Origin of the sequence: Rhodococcus sp. NPDC060176 (assembly GCF_042728675.1) — a bacterium.
GTDB lineage: Bacteria > Actinomycetota > Actinomycetes > Mycobacteriales > Mycobacteriaceae > Rhodococcus_F.
Window position 1 is genome coordinate 219,779 of sequence record NZ_JBHWYS010000005.1, and the last position, 16,651, is coordinate 236,429.

Below are 16,651 nucleotides of genomic sequence, written 5' to 3' on the forward strand. Positions count from 1 at the left end.
TGACGGTGCCGCACATGGTGGCTGCGCCCGTATCGACCGATACGCTGGTGTCATGACCGAGCAGTGGCCGCCGTCGCGCCAGGAACCGCCCCGCCGGGAACCTCCCTACGAGAACCAGCCGTTCGAGAACCAGCCGTACCGCGAACTCGGACCGATGCCAACCGGTCAGATCCCGGGATACGGCCCCGGTTACAACGGATACCCAGGACTTACGCCGAAACCCGAGCCGCCGACGGACGTCGTGACTGCGATTCAGTTGTGGTGGGCTGTGACGGCGCTGGGGTTGGTCCAGGGCGGCGCGATGATCTGGATGCTGCTCGGGCAGAAGTCGATGTTCGTCGACGAGATGCTCAAAAACCAAGCGGCTGTCGACGCGGGCCTGACGCGTTCCGACGTGGACGGTATGTTCCCACTGGTCATCGTGTTTTCCGCGGTGCTGGTCGTGATCGTCACCGCGGTGTTCCTTCTGTTTGTGCGCTCGATGAGTCGCGGCAAGAACTGGGCTCGAATGTTGCTGACGTTCTGTGGTGTGTTCATGCTGGTCTCCGCGATCCCGGTGATCTTCGGGCTCGGCGGCGACGGCGGCGCGGCCACGCTGCTGTTCGGTGGCGCGGAAATCCTGCAGGCAGTTGCTGCTGTCGGCGCGATTGTGATGATGCACCGAAAAGAGTCCAATCCGTACTTCCTTCGTTTCCCCCCGGCGGGGAACCGGTAGGTAGCTCGGGGTACTGTGAAACGGGTCACTGCAGTAGTAGGGGAGAGGTCGCACGCGATGAGTTCTCAGGAAGCCCTGCGCACAGAAAGCACCCACGACGCGCCACTGCGCCAACGTGGTTCACGCACCGAAGTGATCTTGTTCGCGATCCTCGGAGCCTCTGTTCTGGTGACACTCCTGGTGCTCATGATTCCGGGCATCGTCAGCGGATAGCGCACACTTGAACCCGTGAGTATCTCTACGAAGGTCAGGCGCCCGACAGCCGTCGAGGCAGCATTTTGGCTGTGGATCGCCAGCGCGTTCCTACTCATACTTTTCGGCCTGATCAACGTCACCAGCGCGTCGTATTCGCTGCGTGAGCAGTTCACCGATCAAGGCATATCGGCCGGAAACATCGACATCTACGTCACTTTCGTGCGGGTGTCCGGGCTGGTTCTGCTGTTGACCGGTCTCGCGATCGGCGGCCTCGCCGGTCCCACGCGCGCCGGAAAACCTCTCTGTCGACGAATCCTGGTGATCGTCTCGGGAGTGTTCGCGGTGCTGCAGATCGCGCTGGTGGTGGCCGGGATCAGTACCGTGCTCGCGCTTGTCGTTCCCGTCATGCTGATCTGTGCCTGCATCGCGATCTACCGAGACACCACAAGAAGTTGGTTTGCCCGTGGCTGACCGTGCTCCTGAAAGCGGCCCGGACGTTCTCTACTACGAGCCGGGTTCGCGGTGGTGGGCCGTCGCGTTCGGTCCGATCTTCTGCCTGATCGCCTTGGTCATCGAACTGCTCACCGGCCCTGTCGTGCATTGGTTCGGTCTGGCGATGTTCGCTGTGATTCTCACCGGATTGGTGTACGTGCAGGTGATTGCCGCGCGCCGGCATGCGAGCGTACTTCTGACCGCGACTACTTTGCGTCAGGGAACCGAAGAGGTGCCGATCACCGAGATCGCCGAGGTGTTCCCAGAGTCCGACGACGCGGCCTACGAGGACGAAATGGAACCGTGGGAAACGGCACGTGCACTCGGTGAGCTGTCCGGAGTGCCGAGGCGTCGGCACGGTATCGGCTTGCGTCTGACCACCGGGGGATTGGTGCGGGCGTGGGCGAAAGACGATCGGGCACTTCGCGAGGCGTTGAGCCAGGTTGTCACGGTTGGTGTCGAACCGGACGGGTCTGCCGATGACTGAGTCGCAGCCATCTCCGCTTGTCGACGTGAAGACGTGGATCGGTGTCCTCGGCATCGTCGCCGCCACGATTCTGGCGATCGTGTGCTGGCGGTCGGGTACGACGACTACCGACTTCGGCCCGATCTTGGAGGGCGCTCCGCCGTTCGAGAGCACGCACTACGACGGCCTCTGGATCTCGGGTGCCGGACTGTCGATTCTGGTCGCGGGGCTGATGGCCATCGATGTCGTGCGCCGGGTCCGGGTGGGCTTCGTCGCATCCCGCTAGCCCTCATACGGGTAGGGGGTATAGTTGCGGTATGAGTAGTTACAGCCCCGAGCAGGACGATCTGCTCAAGCGCCTTCGTCGTATCGAAGGTCAGGTAGCCGGAATCTCGCGCATGGTCGCAGACGACCGGTACTGCATCGACGTGCTCACCCAGGTGTCCGCTGCGACGAGCGCGCTGCAGTCGGTATCCCTGAAGCTTCTCGACGCCCACCTCGCAGGTTGCGTCGTCGAAGCTGCCAAGCAGGGTGGTCCGGAAGCGGACGTCAAGATCAAGGAAGCACAGGCGGCTATCGCTCGTCTCGTTCGTTCGTAAGGTGCCGGTCCGTCACTGTGTGATGGACCGCGCAAGCGCCCGGGCGGAGAAGTTCACGAAATGCTCGGGCGTGATTTCCTTGGCGATGTTGACGACGATGGTGTCCGACAGACCTTTGAGCCCGGAGAGCACGACGTGGATCAGCGCAGGGTCGTCGATCAGCCGACTTCCTTCGGCTGCAGCAGCTTCGGTGAGCGCTCGAATCAACGCCGAGTTGAAGACCGCGACGGATGCGTGAAGTTCCCGCATGCTCTCTCGGTCGGATCCGGCCATGCCTTCGATGTCGCGCCAGGTGGTGGTGAGTCGACCCACCCGTGCCCAGTGCCGAGCAAACTCGGAAATCATGGACGCGAGCAATGCGCTCAGTCCCTGCTCGCGGGGGAGCGAGTTCACGAAATCAGCCATTTCCAGCTGACTTTCGCTCAAGAGGGCTGCGAAGATGTCCTGCTTGTCGACGAAGTACTGGTAGATCAGCCCAGTGCTGGTGCCGGCTCGTTTGGCGACCGCGCGGATCGTGAGCGCGGAGTAGCCACCCTCGTCCAGTAGCGAGATCGCCGCGTCGAGTGTTCGGCGCCGACGCACTTCGGCGTCGCCGTAGATCGACTTGCTGCTGGTACTGCTCATTTGATCACCGTAGTCGCGGTGGTCGGCATCCTCAATTCACATCGAACACTGTTCGTTGTCGAACGCCGCACTCAAGTGAATGTGATGTATATCATAGAATGAACATTGTTCGAAATAGAATGAACATCGTTCATTCTGGTGTTACGGTATGGCGCAGACCACATCGAGGCCAGTGCAAAGCGCTGGACACTCTGCGGTCGGCCTGACCTTTCTTCCCGCATCGATCGGGAGGTCTACACAGTTGTGGAGTACCTATGACACGCACCAACGATGAACGCGCGGCGATCGACATCGCCACTGCGGCGGGAGAACTTCTGCTCGAACACCGGAAATCTCTCGGCGAAAACGACGGTGATGCCGCGACTTTCAAGAACGCCGCCGATCGGCTCAGTCACGAATTCATCGTCGCCGAACTTGCCCGACGCTTTCCTGCGGATGCAGTGCTGTCGGAGGAAGGCGCCGACGACCTCGCGAGGCTGGCTGCGGATCGAGTGTGGATCGTCGACCCGCTCGACGGCACCCGTGAATTCGGTGAAGCCGGCCGATCGGACTGGGCCGTTCATGTCGCACTGACCGAAAACGGTGTCCTCACAGCGGGTGCGGTCGCAATGCCTGCCCTCGGTGTCACCTATTCGAGCAGCGATGATCGAACCGAGCGGGATGCCGCGACGCCGGTTCGAGTCGTCGTATCGCGGACGCGTCGTCCGGAACCGGTCATGCGCATGGCCGACTCGATGGGCGCGGAGTTGATCGAAATGGGATCCGCCGGAGCCAAAGCAATGGCGGTCGTCTCGGGTGACGCGGACATCTATGCCCATGCGGGCGGGCAGTACGAGTGGGATTCGGCGGCGCCTGTTGCCGTCGCACGCGCTGCGGGACTGCATGTTTCGCGTATCGATGGCAGCGAACTGCGCTACAACCAGGAAAACCCGTGGTTGCCGGATCTGCTGATCTGCCGACCAGAACTCGCCCCGAAAGCACTGGAGGAACTGGGCCGATGACCACGACACTGACTCATCTCGAACGGCTCGAAGCCGAGAGCATCCACATCATGCGTGAAGCTGTTGCGCAGAGCGAGAACCCGGTGATGTTGTACTCGGTGGGCAAGGACTCCGCCGTGATGCTGCATCTCGCGCGTAAGGCCTTCTACCCGTCGAAGTTGCCGTTTCCGCTTCTGCACGTCGACACGACGTGGAAGTTCCGAGAAATGTACAAACTTCGTGACAGTACCGCTGCTGCAGGCGATCTCGATCTGATCGTCCACACCAATCCGGACTGCATGAAGCAGGGGATCAACCCGTTCACTCACGGATCCGCGGTGCACACCGACATGTGGAAGACCGAGGGCCTCAAACAAGCCCTCGATCACTACAAGTTCGACGCGGCATTCGGCGGCGCCCGCCGTGACGAGGAAAAATCCCGCGCCAAGGAACGGATCTTCTCGATCCGATCGGCTGCGCACCGCTGGGATCCCAAGCAGCAGCGACCGGAGTTGTGGCGGATGTACAACGTCCGCAAAGCGCCGGGTGAAAGCCTGCGCGTCTTCCCGCTCTCGAACTGGACCGAGCTGGACGTGTGGGAATACGTACGCCAGGAAGAGATTCCGATCGTTCCGCTGTACTTTGCCGACAAGCGTCCCGTCGTCGAACGCGATGGCGCACTGATCATGGTCGACGACGACCGGATGCCGTTGCTGCCGGGAGAAACTCCGGAACTCAAGAGTGTTCGTTTCCGCACCCTCGGCTGCTATCCGCTGACCGGCGCTGTCGAGTCGACCGCCACCAGCTTGACCGAGATCATCTCGGAAATGTTGCTCACCACCACTTCCGAACGCCAGGGACGGGTCATCGACCACGACTCCAGTGCGTCGATGGAAAAGAAGAAGCAAGAGGGGTACTTCTGATGACTGTTTCCTCGGATCTGATCGCTGACGACATCGAGACATACCTCGAGCGTCACGCGAACAAGAGCATGCTGCGATTCATCACGTGTGGCAGCGTCGACGACGGCAAGAGCACCCTGATCGGCCGTCTGCTCTACGAATCGAAGCTCGTCTTCGACGACCAGTTGACGGCGCTCGAAGCGGATTCACGCAAGAGCGGCACCCAGGGGGAGGGGCTCGATTTCGCGCTCCTGGTCGACGGTCTCGCTGCCGAACGTGAGCAGGGCATCACGATCGACGTCGCCTACCGCTACTTCACGACCGAGCGTCGCAAGTTCGTCGTCGCCGATACTCCGGGGCACGAGCAGTACACCCGAAACATGGTGACCGGCGCGTCGACCGCCGATCTCGCGGTGATCCTTGTCGACTCCCGCAAAGGCATTCTGACTCAGACCCGTCGGCACTCGTATCTCGTGTCGTTGCTCGGGATCAAGCACGTGGTTCTTGCCGTGAACAAGCTCGACCTCGTCGACTACTCGCAAGAGGTCTTCGATGCCATTACCGCGGACTACACGGCCTTCGCTCACGAGATCGGGCTGGACGGATTCGTCGCCATTCCTATGTCGGCATACATGGGTGACAATCTCACCGAGCGCAGTGCGAATACCCCGTGGTACTCCGGGCCCAGCCTGATCGAGCATCTCGAAAGCGTGGACATCGACGATGCTGCCGCCGCGGCTCCGTTCCGGATGCCGGTGCAGTGGGTGAACCGGCCGGACCTCGACTTCCGGGGATTCTCCGGCCAGATCGTTTCCGGCACCGTATCTCCCGGAGATCCCATCCGCGTGCTCCCCAGTGGGAAGACGTCCACCGTCGAGCGCATCGTGACCATGGGTGGTGACCTCGACGTTGCCGGTGCCGGCCGCTCCGTCACCATCACGCTCACCGACGAGATCGACATCAGCCGCGGCGACGTGCTCTCCATCGGTGACAATCCGCCGGCCGTCGCCGATCAGTTCGAGGCCTGCATCGTCTGGATGGGTGAGGCTCCCATGCTGCCTGAACGGCCGTTCCTGTGCCAGATCGGTACCGTCACTCTCACCGCACGCATCACCAAACCGAAACACAAGATCAACGTCAACACACTCGAAAAGACCGCAACGACTACTCTCGAGCTCAACGAAATCGGTGTGTGCAACATCAGTTTCGATCGGCCCGTCCCGTTCGATCCGTACGTGGGCAACCGCGACACCGGTAGCTTCATCCTCATCGACCGTCTTACCAACGGCACTGTCGGTGCGGGCATGATCACGCACTCGCTGCGTCGATCGGACAACATTCACTGGCAATCCGTCGACGTCGACGAGGCCGCGCACACCAGGCTCAAGGGACACCAACCCGCAGTTCTGTGGTTCACCGGTCTCTCCGGTTCGGGAAAGTCGACTATCGCCAACGACGTCGAGCGTCAACTGCACGCACTCGGCGCGCACACCTACCTCCTCGACGGAGACAACGTCCGTCACGGGTTGAATCGAGACCTCGGATTCACCGAAGCCGACCGCGTCGAGAACATCCGCCGCGTCACCGAGGTCACCCGCCTGATGGCGGACGCGGGTCTGATCGTCCTCGCGTCCTTCATTTCACCGTTCGAGGCCGAGCGTCATGCCGCCCGTGAATTGATCGGCGACGACCAGTTCGTCGAAATCTTCGTCGACACCGCTCTTGCCGTCGCAGAGGAGCGAGATCCCAAAGGTCTGTACAAGAAAGCTCGACGTGGGGAGTTGGTGAACTTCACCGGAATCGATTCGCCGTACGAAGCGCCGCAGAACCCCGACATTCACATCGACACCAGTGTCACGACGACCGAGGACGCTGCGATCGCGATCATCGATTACCTCCGCGCCCGCGGAACCATCTCTTGATCCGACTGACCACGAGGAAATTCCATGCCTGACAGAGCTGAAATAGTTTCTGCTGTAGAAGATTACGTCAAGTATCTCGGAAGTCACGACGTCGACGGCCTGGTTGCGCTGTTTGCACCGGACGCAGTTCAACACGAACCGCTCGGGGTCCAGACCTACCGCGGGATCGACGAGATTCGCGCATTCGATACCGCGAACGCGCAGGTCGACTTCACAGTGAGTCTGCTCGGCCCGATTTCGGTGACGGGAAACTACGCGGCCATGCAACTTCGGGTGCAGCGAGTCGGTATCCCCGACTTCGCTGCCACCGACCTGTTCGAGTTCGACGAGAACTGCAAGATCACCTCTCTGAGCGTGGTTCTCGATCCGCAGGCGCTGTGCTGACCTGTCACGGCCTGCTGGCAGACAAGGTGGTCGTCGTCTCGGGAGTGGGCCCGGCGCTGGGTCGCTCGATTGCGCTGCAGAGTGCGGCGGCCGGAGCGAAAGTTGTCCTGGCTGCCCGCACACCCGAGCGCTTGGAATCGGTGGCAACCGAGATCCGTGATCGCGGCGGAATTGCACTGGCCGTTCCGACCGATCTCACCGACGTCGACTCGATCACGTCGCTGGCGGAGACAGCGGTCGCCGAGTTCGGTGCCGTGGACTGCCTCGTGAACAATGCATTCGTCCAACCGGCCCAGGTCCCGCTCCTTGACGCTGATTTGGCGTCCATCCAGTCGGGTATCGACATCAACCTGCTTGCGGCGTTGAATGTCACACGCGCGCTTGTGCCCGCATTGACCGAGGCACAGGGGTCCGTCGTGATGGTGACGTCCATGGTGCTGCGCAATCAGCTTCCCGGGTTCGGGGCGTACCGCATCATGAAAGCCGGGCTCCTGGCAATGGCGCGAAGTTTGTCGATCGATCTCGGGCCCAAGGGGATTCGAGTCAATTCAGTTGCTCCCGGCTATATCTGGGCGGACTCGGTCAAGAACATGTTCGAGAAGAAGGCAGCGGCAGCAGGAGTCGACCCCAAGGTCATTTACGACGAGGTCGCAGCGGGCGCCGATCTGCGCCGGCTACCAGAACCCGACGACATCGCCAATGCCGTCGTCTTCCTCTTGTCCGATGCGGCCAGAGCCATCGCCGGGCAATGTCTCGACGTCAACTGCGGTCACACCCACCACTGAACCCATCCCCCAAGGAATTACAGATGACACAGGATTACGACGGCATCGGTTCCGTCGACGACTTGCACCAGGCTGCGCGCGAGGTGGCCGGGTACAAAAACTTCGGCAGCGACAGCTATCTCGAAGGGCTTCGAGTTCTCCTCGAGTCGTTCCAGAACGAGGCCGACCTCACTCCGCACGGCAAGGTGATCGCTCGCAAGATGATCGTCGGCGCGCTCGCGGGTCGCTTGACCAGTGAGGCCGGATTCGCGAGATATCCAGAGCACGTCGACGTTCCGATCGAGCGCCCGATCTTCGTCGTCGGGTTGACCCGCACCGGCAGCACCGCGCTGCACCGCTTGCTCGGCGCAGACCCGGCGCATCAGGGCGCCGAGATGTGGCTCGCCGAGTCGCCGCAGCCTCGCCCCGAGCGCGACAAGTGGTCGGAGAACGCAGACTACGTTCGCTCCGACGCCTTCTACCGTGCGCGCCAGCGCAACGAGGCGGACCTGATGAAGGTTCATTTCATGGGGGCAGAAGAGGTCGAGGAATGTTGGCGTCTGCTGCAGCAGACGATGCTCTCGACCGCGTTCGAGACGGTGGCGTACGTGCCGAGTTACACCCGGTGGCTGGCGGAGCAGGACTGGACCGAAACATATGCGCGGCACAAGAAGAACCTGCAGTTGATCGGGCTTCACGACCAGGACCGACGGTGGGTGCTCAAGAGCCCGAGCCATGTATTCGCGATCGACGAGATCATGTCGGTTTATCCGGATGCACTGTTCGTTCGGACCTTCCGGGACCCGTTGACGTCGATGGCGTCCACCTTCAGCCTTGCCGAGCAGGGCGGACACGACATGTCGAAGGCCTTCGACCGTCCGGCTATCGGGCGCACCCAACTCGACCTGTGGGCGAGAGGGAATGCGAACTTCAACAGTGCCCGTAGCCGTTACAACTCCGATCAGTTCATCGACGTCGACTACAAGGACTTCATCTCCGATGCAGTCGGCACCGTCGAGAAGATCTATGCACAGTTCGCCCTGCCCTTCACGGACGAGGCTCGCGCCGCGGTGGAGGCGTCACACCAGGCGAGCCTTGCCGAGCATCGTCGTCCGTCGCACCGCTATTCGCTCGAGGAGTTCGGCGTGAGCGCTGCCGACGTCGAAGCGAAGTTCGCCACCACACCCTGAAGCCCTGACCGAAACAAGGAGATTCACATGAATGCTGTTTGGGAAAAGTTCTGCGCAGATCTGCTCGAGGTCGGAAAGGTCCTGGAAGACGAGATCGTCCCTCAGGACCCGCTGACCCAGGCCGAGGGCGTCCGCTATCTGAGTCGGTTGCTTCGGTACGGCACGATCAACTGTGTCGAGTACACCGATCCACGCTGGCCACAGTTCTCGTCGGCTCCGAACCCGAACATGATGACGAAGATCGGTGCCGACAACCCGGACAACGTCTACATGCGCGCCAACATTTCCGGTCAGTACAACTACCGGATCATCGGCACCCGAGGCACCGTCCCGTTGATCACCTTCGGCTCGCGCGTCAATCGGTACCACATCGACGGCACCATGCTGCAGACCGGCGATCTGCATATCCAGGACCTCGAGGTCGACGAGAACGGCCGTTTCGAGTTCATCGCGAGCGTCGACAAGCCCGCTGAGGGGGCTTGGCTGCCTTTGGCGCCCGACAGCAACCTCATCTCCGTTCGGCAAACTTACAAGGATCGGCGCAACGAGGTCATCGGTGATCTGACCATCGAATGCCTGAACCCGGACGGGGAGTTCGTCCCGCTGACTCCGGAAGAGATCGGCGAGCGCCTCACCAAGTCCGTCGGGATCGTGAAGGGGATGGCGGAGACCTTCCTGGAATGGTCACGCAAATTCCAGCCGCACACCAACGAGATCTTCGACTGGGGACAGGACTACTTCCAGGACGCCGGCGGCGATCCGACGATCTTCTACTTCCACGGCTATTGGAAACTCGCAGAGGACGAGGCGTGGGTCATCGAGACCGAGGTTCCGAACTGCGAGTACTTCAACTTCGTGCTGCAGAACTTCTGGGTCGAGTCTCTCGACTACAACCGCACGAACATCTACATCAACAACCACACCGCGAAGCTCAACGACGACGGCACCATGACGATTGTCGTGGCGGCGAAGGATCCGGGCTACGGCAACTGGATCGACACCGATTCGCACGCCGAGGGGACTTGGGCGCTGCGCTGGATCAAGGCGGACTCGCACCCGATCCCGACGTCGAAGGTAGTCAAGATCTGACCCGCTGCCGAGATTGGGAACGTATGTACACCAAGAAGAATCGGTTCGTCCCTCGATTTGTCGCGCTCGGGCTTGCCGGTGCCCTGTTGTTGGCCGGGTGCGCCTCCAGCAGTGGGGGCACCGCAGGATCGGATTCACCGGGCAGTAGCGGCGCAGCGGGTTTCGTGGGAGCTCGAGATACGGGGGAGCGGATCGACGGAGGTCTTCTCACCTTCGGGTCTTATTCGTTCCCTTCCTCACTGGACCCCACTAGAACTCAAGCCGCCGGTTCGACCGGCGGAACCGAAATGGCCGCGATTTACGACACGCTGGTGCGCAGCGACTCCGCCAGCGGGAGCTTCGTGCCGAAACTTGCGAAGTCACTGTCGGGCAACAGCGACTTCACCTCGTACACCGTCACTTTGGCTGATGGTCTGACCTTCAGTGACGGAAGCCCGCTCGACGCGGAAGCGGTGAAGTGGAGTATCGAACGATTCGTGGCAGGTAAGGGTGATGTATCGCAGACCTGGCTCAACATCGTGGAGCGGATCGAGACACCCGACGCCACCACTGTCGAATTTGTGCTCGAGCGGCCCTGGCGACAATTCCCGGCACTGTTGTCGCTCGGCCCCGGAATGATCGTTGCGCGAAGTTCCGACGCAGAGACCGTGGGAGGGGAAAAAGCGTTCACTCCGATCGGGGCGGGCCCGTTCACCTTGGCCAAGTTCGCGCCGCACGAAGAACTGGTACTCGCCGCACGCACGGATTATCAGGGCGGCAAACCGCCACTGGACACACTGCGGTTTGTCCCTACCTCGGGTGCACAGTCTCAGTACGAATCGCTGAAGAGCGGTCAGATCGACATGACGTACATTCTTCGCGACGAGGCCGTCATCAACCAAGCTCTCGACGACGGATACTCCGGCTACCTCAGTCCGACCGGACAGAACGGGATCGGCACGATCAACAACCGGGCGGGCAAGCCCGGAGCCGATGTGCGCATTCGTCAGGCGATCGCCTATGGGGTGGATCCGGCGGCGATCAATACCCGTGCGAACAACGGATTGGGCACCGCCAGTTCCGAACTGGTCCCGCAGACATCACGTTGGTTCAACAACACCGCAGGCATCCCGTTCGATCACGTGAAGGCAAAGGCGCTGCTCGATCAAGCGAAGTCCGACGGGTACGACGGGAAACTCCGCTACCTCACCACCTCGGAGCCGAGCCAGCAGGCGACGGCACTGACGGTTCAGGCGTCGCTGAACGCGATCGGGTTCGACGTCACCATCGACTACGCCACCGATGTGACCGACCTGGTCCGACGGGTATACAAGGACCACGATTTCGACATGACCAGAGGTGGCGCTCCAGTCGGCGAAGAAGCGCCGTACCTCAATGTGTACAACAGTATGGCCAGTGATTCGAAGAACAACCCGTCGGGCTTTGCGGACCCGGAGATGGACGCACTGATCACGGCTGTGCAGACTGCACCGTCGGACGACGCTGTCCGTGATGCGATCAGCAAGGTGCAGGAGTACGCCAATGTGACTGTTCCTTACGTGATCTGGGGTCCCGCATCGGTGTTGATCGCCTGGGACGGCAATATTCACGGCGTCGAACGCAATATCACCGACATCATGTTCTTCGACGAAGCCTGGATGTCGTCGAAGTGAGTTCCTCTGAGCGGAAGGGTGTTTCGACGTGCGAATGACGAAATGGTGTAGCGGCGAAATGGTGGAACGATGAAGTGGTCGTTGGCGGGCGCGATGATCGACGCTCTGGAACTGTGCGAATTGGCCCAGGTTGCAGAAGAGGTGGGGTTCGACGGTATCGCGATGCCGGATTCCGTGTTCTATCCCGAGCAGGTGTCGGCGCCGTATCCGTACACCGCTGACGGGAAGCGGATGTGGGCGCCCGAGACTCCGATGCCTGATCCGTTCATTGCGATGACGGCAATGGCGGCCGTCACGTCGCGAATTCAGTTTTACACCAACGTGTTCAAACTCCCACTGCGTGATCCTTTGTTGACGGCAAAGCAGGTCTCGACCATGGCAGTGATGTCGCGAAATCGCATCGCACTCGGCATCGGTTTGTCCTGGATCCCCGAGGAATTCACCTTTACCGGGACCGAGATGCGCACCCGCGGTGCGCGTACCGACGAAGCCATCGAGATCATCAAGGCCGTGTGTGCGGGACGTGGACCCGAATGGATCGAATACCACGGCAAGCACTACGAGTTCGACGCTCTGATGATCAGTCCTGCTCCGGAGATTGCGGTTCCGATCTACATCGGTGGGCACAGTGAACCGGGATTGCGCCGCGCAGCCAGGCTGGCCGACGGTTGGATGTCGGTGAACACGACCAAAGCCGAATTGGCCTCCGCCATCGATCGCCTCATGGAATTGCGGGTCGAGTACGGTCGTGCCGATCTTCCTTTCGGCGTCAACGTCTCGCCGACTGATGTTCGTGATCTGGACGGATATCGCGAACTCGAGACTCTCGGAGTCACGGAAATCAGAGTGTCGCCGTGGTATCGCTACGGAGTTGATGCCGGTGATCGTCAGGGAAGACTCGACTCCATTCGACGGTTTGCCGACGAGGTCATCGCTCAGTACTGATCGATCAGCGTCTGCATCGCCCGGCCGTAGAGCTTTGCCAACTGATCTCGATCTGCCGACTGAGGGATGCTCTCGTCGCTGAGAGCACTCAACAATCCGGACACCTGGGCGGAGACCAGGAGCGCGCGGGTGTATGCGTCTTCGCCTTGGAGACGAGCCGAGAGATTGGTGGCGAATACTCCGGTCATCTCGCGCAGCCGCTCCCGGATGCGTGGACTGTCCGACGCCCGCATGAGCGCCGTGTACACCGACAGCATCCGGGCGTCGGCCTTACCCAGGACGAATTCTGCGATCCGCTCACCGAGGGTGTCGATCGGGCCGTCGAACTGGCCTTCGAAGTAGCCGGCGACCGGCGTGGTTTCCAGGAACAGTGCTTCTTTGGATCCGAAATGCCGGATGACCAGGGCCGGATCGATACCGGCAACCTTGGCGATGGCGCGAACTGACGTGCCACCGAACCCGTGCTCGCCGAACAGTTGGAACGCTGCCGCGCGAATCGCCTCGGACGTCGAGGGCTGCTCTCGTTCTGTGAATGTCACGACACCGACCTGTGTGCTCGCTCGCCGACCTCGTTGTCAACACTGTTGACTATAACGTGTCAACAGTGTTGACTGTTGAGTCTGTCAACGGTGTTGACAGCTAGATGCGGTTAGTGAAGAGAGCGTGGAATATGACAGTTACCGACGTCCGGGTGCCCAGCGAAGAGGTTGTCGATCCGCCGACCAATTGGAAGATGGTGGGCAGTGGACTCGCATTTCCGTTGTTCTTCGTCATCATGTTCTGCCTGTGTTACGTCAGCGCCTTCCACTCACCGATGCCGAATCAGGCACCGATCGTGGTGGTCGGTTCACCATCCGTCACGGCTCCGCTGATCGAGGGAATCGAAGCTACGTCAGGCGACAAGTTCGACATCGTCGCCACCGACAACGCCGCCGACGCTCTCGCTCGTATCGACAACCGCGACGCCATCGGCGCCATCGAAATCGGTGACACCGTGACCGCGCACATCGCAACCGGTGCGGGGGCCTCGACGGTTTCCGTGGTGAGCGGCTTAGCCCATTCCGTCGCGGAGCAGACGGGGCAGCAGGTCACCGTGATCGACTCGGCGCCTGTCACGGCGCGCGACTCCTCGACCGTCGGGCTCTTCTACTTCCTGATCGTCTGCACCCTCGGCGGCTACCTGACCATCACGGTGCTCAGTCAGGTTGCTCCGAGAATGCGCCTGCGAGAGCAGTATTCAATCCTGGCCGGCGCGGCGATTCTCACCCCGCTCATCGCGTTCGGCATCACCAGTATTTTCATGCACGCCTTCGGCGCGTCGTTCAGCCAGATCCTGCAACTGCTGGGGATCTCGATGCTCTACACGTTCACCGTCGGCGCGGTGAGCATCCTGCTGAATCGACTGCTCGGACAGGCAGCGATCTTTGCAGTGCTGACGGTGCTCGTTTTCATCAACTTCCCGAGCTCGGGTGGCGCCATCCCGGTGTCGTTCCTTCCAGGATTCTGGCAGCACATCCATTCGTTCTGGCTCGGATCAGCGGCCATGGAGCCGATTCGGTCCGTCATCTACTTCGATGGCAACGGTGCCGGGCCGCACCTGCTCGTTCTGGGAATCTGGCTCGTCGCGGCACTCGGCCTGACCGGACTGCTCGCCTCTCGCCAGTCGAAAAAGGCAGCAGCGCACTGAGTGTGGTGGGGCCGGCGTTTGCCGACCCCACCCGACCATCTACTTCAGACCGTCTGCTTCAGCCGTACCGCGTCCGTACCCGGTCCGTCGAGCATCGCCGACCCCAGCAGGATGTCCGGAATGCCGAACCCGTCGATCAGTGTCTCGACGTGCGGACGCAGGGTGCGGCAACGCTCGTTGATTCCGCGCGTCACGGCCTTCGAACGCTCCACCGACAGATGCCGGTGCTCCATGAACCAGGCCTTGTCCTCCTCGATGACGGACAGTGCATAGAGGTCGCACACCTCGCCGAAGAGTTCCTTCGTGGTCTCGTCCTCACAGGAGTCGATACCGGCGACGAATGCTTCCAGGATGACACGCTCGATGTGTGCCTGAGCGGCTTTGAGCACGTGATCCTGGACGAAGTTGAACGCGTCGAAGGGGTTCTCCTCGCGCTTCTGTGCGGCCTGCAATCGCCTTGCCGCAGTGGCGAGTAGGTACTCCTCGCGGTCCTCGAACATCTTCATCTGGGTGCCGCGGTTGAAGAGGCTGCCGTCCTCTTCGTTGTCCTGGCGGGTGTCGACGATCGTCTGCAGAATCTGCTGCGCCGCCGTGCGCTTCTTGACCACGTCGGAGACCGTCGTAGCGGCGAAGCGCATCCAGTCGACCGGGCTCATGCCGCGTACTTCGTCGGCGTAGGAGGTGAGCAGTTCCTTGGCGACCAACTGCGTCAGAACGTGGTTGTCGCCCTCGAACGTGGTGAACACGTCGGTGTCCGCCTTGAGCGCGGTGAGACGGTTCTCCGCGAGATAGCCTGCGCCGCCGCACGCTTCGCGTGCCTCCTGGATGGCCCGCGTGGCATGCCACGTGTTTGCGGCCTTGAGTCCGGCGGCGCGACCTTCGAGTTCGCGCTGCTCCTGCGGATCCGGGTTGTCGCTGCTCTGGATGTCGTGCATCGCGGCAACAAGTTCGTTCTGTGCGAACTGCAGAGCGTACGAGCGGGCGATCAACGGCAGCAGACGCTTCTGGTGGACGAGGTAGTCCATGATCAGAACCTCGTCGTCGCTCTTCGGGGCGCTGAACTGCCTGCGCTGCAGGGCATATCGACCGGCAATGGCCAATCCCACGCGGGCGGCCGCTGCTGCCGAACCACCGACCGTGACACGTCCACGAACCAGTGTGCCGACCATCGTGAAGAAACGACGGTTCGGGTTTTCGATAGCCGAACTGTACGTGCCGTCCTCGGCGACGTCGGCGTAACGGTTGAGTAGATTCTCACGCGGGATGCGGACCTGGTCGAAGACGATGCGGCCGTTGTCGACTCCGGGTAGTCCGCCCTTGAGTCCGCAGTCGGACGTCGTGACGCCGGGAAGGTCGTTGCCGGCGTCGTCACGAATCGGCACGACAAAACAGTGGACGCCCTGGCTTTCGCCACCGGTGATCAACTGAGCGAACACCGCCGCGACGGTGGCGTGCTGGGCCGCGCCGCCGATGTAGTCCTTGCGCGAGGACGGAGTGGGGGAGTTGACGACGAACTCGCCCGTCTCGACGTCGTAGGTTGCGGTGGTTTCGAGTTCTTGTACGTCGCTGCCGTGGCCGGTCTCGGTCATCGCGAAGCAACCGAGTAGGTCCAGATCGATCAGCGGTTTGACGTACGCCTGGTGATGACGCTCGGTACCGAGGTTTTCGATGGCGCCGCCGAACAATCCCCACTGGACGCCCGCCTTGACCATCAGCGAGAGGTCGGACATCGCCAGCATCTCGATGCTGGTGACGGCGCCGCCCGCGTCGCCCGTTCCGCCGTGAGATACCGCGAAACCGTTTGCGGCGTAGCCGAGATCGGCGAGAACCCGCATCTGTTCGAGAGCCTTGGAACGCGCTATGGCGGTGTTGGGTGTGTAGTGCGGAGCAAAACGTTCGTCGTTCAATTCGCCGCGAACGCGCTCACGCACCTCCCGCCAGCGTCCGTCGAGTGTTGTCCTGAGGTGGTCCGCTGTGGTGGCCATGGAACCGACGATAGCGCGTAGCGCACCGCGGGCAACCCGGTTCGATCTCAACCCTCGCAT

Annotated in this window: 19 protein-coding genes; 16 read left to right on the forward strand and 3 right to left on the reverse strand. The window is 61.5% G+C overall.

Annotation, left to right across the window (positions count from 1 at the left end):
• The first annotated feature begins 52 nt into the window (after positions 1 to 52).
• From ACFWEM_RS23525 to ACFWEM_RS23550, 6 genes are read left to right on the forward strand one after another with little or no spacing between them, the layout of a single operon-like run.
• A complete protein-coding gene (locus ACFWEM_RS23525) occupies positions 53 to 715 on the forward strand; it encodes a hypothetical protein (RefSeq protein WP_378537546.1) in 663 nt (220 codons plus the stop codon).
• Between the two features lie 57 nt (positions 716 to 772).
• Positions 773 to 928, forward strand: coding sequence for a hypothetical protein (locus ACFWEM_RS23530; protein ID WP_019744371.1), 156 nt, complete (start codon positions 773 to 775; stop codon positions 926 to 928).
• Between the two features lie 15 nt (positions 929 to 943).
• Positions 944 to 1,381, forward strand: coding sequence for a hypothetical protein (locus ACFWEM_RS23535; RefSeq protein ID WP_378447134.1), 438 nt, complete (start codon positions 944 to 946; stop codon positions 1,379 to 1,381).
• A complete protein-coding gene (locus ACFWEM_RS23540) occupies positions 1,374 to 1,889 on the forward strand; it encodes a hypothetical protein (RefSeq protein WP_378537548.1) in 516 nt (171 codons plus the stop codon). Before ACFWEM_RS23535 ends, ACFWEM_RS23540 begins: the two co-directional genes overlap by 8 nt.
• Entirely contained in the window at positions 1,882 to 2,154 is a 273-nt protein-coding gene (locus tag ACFWEM_RS23545; RefSeq protein ID WP_378447136.1) for a hypothetical protein, read from the forward strand. Before ACFWEM_RS23540 ends, ACFWEM_RS23545 begins: the two co-directional genes overlap by 8 nt.
• A 31-nt stretch (positions 2,155 to 2,185) precedes the next feature.
• The gene (locus ACFWEM_RS23550; RefSeq protein ID WP_003942012.1) at positions 2,186 to 2,467 is read left to right on the forward strand and encodes a metal-sensitive transcriptional regulator; all 282 of its coding nucleotides are present in this window, start codon (positions 2,186 to 2,188) and stop codon (positions 2,465 to 2,467) included.
• Positions 2,468 to 2,479: 12 nt separating this feature from the next.
• Here ACFWEM_RS23550 and ACFWEM_RS23555 read toward each other — a convergent pair whose 3' ends face one another.
• Positions 2,480 to 3,091 carry a TetR/AcrR family transcriptional regulator gene (locus ACFWEM_RS23555; RefSeq protein WP_378537550.1) on the reverse strand — a complete coding sequence of 204 codons (612 nt, stop codon included), beginning with the start codon at positions 3,089 to 3,091 and terminating at the stop codon, positions 2,480 to 2,482.
• A gap of 254 nt (positions 3,092 to 3,345) precedes the next feature.
• Here ACFWEM_RS23555 and ACFWEM_RS23560 point away from each other — a divergent pair, with 254 nt between their 5' ends.
• From ACFWEM_RS23560 to ACFWEM_RS23600, 9 genes are all read left to right on the forward strand, one after another.
• Positions 3,346 to 4,092 (forward strand): 3'(2'),5'-bisphosphate nucleotidase CysQ, encoded by a 747-nt coding sequence (locus ACFWEM_RS23560; protein ID WP_378537552.1) that lies wholly within the window; start codon positions 3,346 to 3,348, stop codon positions 4,090 to 4,092.
• Positions 4,089 to 4,994: a sulfate adenylyltransferase subunit CysD gene (gene cysD / locus ACFWEM_RS23565; RefSeq protein WP_378537554.1), complete on the forward strand. Its 906-nt coding sequence runs from the start codon at positions 4,089 to 4,091 to the stop codon at positions 4,992 to 4,994. The genes ACFWEM_RS23560 and cysD overlap by 4 nt, the downstream gene beginning before the upstream one ends.
• Positions 4,994 to 6,895 carry a sulfate adenylyltransferase subunit CysN gene (gene cysN, locus ACFWEM_RS23570; protein WP_378537556.1) on the forward strand — a complete coding sequence of 634 codons (1,902 nt, stop codon included), beginning with the start codon at positions 4,994 to 4,996 and terminating at the stop codon, positions 6,893 to 6,895. The genes cysD and cysN overlap by 1 nt, the downstream gene beginning before the upstream one ends.
• 24 nt (positions 6,896 to 6,919) lie before the next feature.
• Positions 6,920 to 7,279 (forward strand): nuclear transport factor 2 family protein, encoded by a 360-nt coding sequence (locus ACFWEM_RS23575; protein ID WP_378537558.1) that lies wholly within the window; start codon positions 6,920 to 6,922, stop codon positions 7,277 to 7,279.
• Positions 7,273 to 8,064, forward strand: coding sequence for an SDR family oxidoreductase (locus ACFWEM_RS23580; protein ID WP_378537560.1), 792 nt, complete (start codon positions 7,273 to 7,275; stop codon positions 8,062 to 8,064). The genes ACFWEM_RS23575 and ACFWEM_RS23580 overlap by 7 nt, the downstream gene beginning before the upstream one ends.
• Before the next feature lie 23 nt (positions 8,065 to 8,087).
• Positions 8,088 to 9,233, forward strand: coding sequence for a sulfotransferase family protein (locus ACFWEM_RS23585; protein ID WP_378537563.1), 1,146 nt, complete (start codon positions 8,088 to 8,090; stop codon positions 9,231 to 9,233).
• Between the two features lie 27 nt (positions 9,234 to 9,260).
• Entirely contained in the window at positions 9,261 to 10,322 is a 1,062-nt protein-coding gene (locus tag ACFWEM_RS23590) for a DUF1214 domain-containing protein (RefSeq protein ID WP_378537567.1), read from the forward strand.
• 23 nt (positions 10,323 to 10,345) lie between these two features.
• On the forward strand, positions 10,346 to 11,974 hold the full coding sequence (locus ACFWEM_RS23595; protein WP_378537817.1) for an ABC transporter substrate-binding protein: 1,629 nt from the start codon (positions 10,346 to 10,348) through the stop codon (positions 11,972 to 11,974).
• A 69-nt stretch (positions 11,975 to 12,043) separates the two neighbouring features.
• Entirely contained in the window at positions 12,044 to 12,919 is an 876-nt protein-coding gene (locus tag ACFWEM_RS23600) for a TIGR03619 family F420-dependent LLM class oxidoreductase (RefSeq protein WP_378537570.1), read from the forward strand.
• Here the strand turns inward: ACFWEM_RS23600 and ACFWEM_RS23605 are convergent.
• On the reverse strand, positions 12,910 to 13,458 hold the full coding sequence (locus ACFWEM_RS23605) for a TetR family transcriptional regulator (RefSeq protein ID WP_378537572.1): 549 nt from the start codon (positions 13,456 to 13,458) through the stop codon (positions 12,910 to 12,912). The two genes, ACFWEM_RS23600 and ACFWEM_RS23605, sit on opposite strands and share 10 nt — an antisense overlap.
• A gap of 131 nt (positions 13,459 to 13,589) precedes the next feature.
• Here ACFWEM_RS23605 and ACFWEM_RS23610 point away from each other — a divergent pair, with 131 nt between their 5' ends.
• The gene (locus tag ACFWEM_RS23610; protein WP_378537573.1) at positions 13,590 to 14,606 is read left to right on the forward strand and encodes a hypothetical protein; all 1,017 of its coding nucleotides are present in this window, start codon (positions 13,590 to 13,592) and stop codon (positions 14,604 to 14,606) included.
• A gap of 44 nt (positions 14,607 to 14,650) precedes the next feature.
• Here ACFWEM_RS23610 and ACFWEM_RS23615 read toward each other — a convergent pair whose 3' ends face one another.
• The gene (locus tag ACFWEM_RS23615) at positions 14,651 to 16,591 is read right to left on the reverse strand and encodes an acyl-CoA dehydrogenase (RefSeq protein ID WP_378537575.1); all 1,941 of its coding nucleotides are present in this window, start codon (positions 16,589 to 16,591) and stop codon (positions 14,651 to 14,653) included.
• Positions 16,592 to 16,651 lie beyond the last annotated feature (60 nt).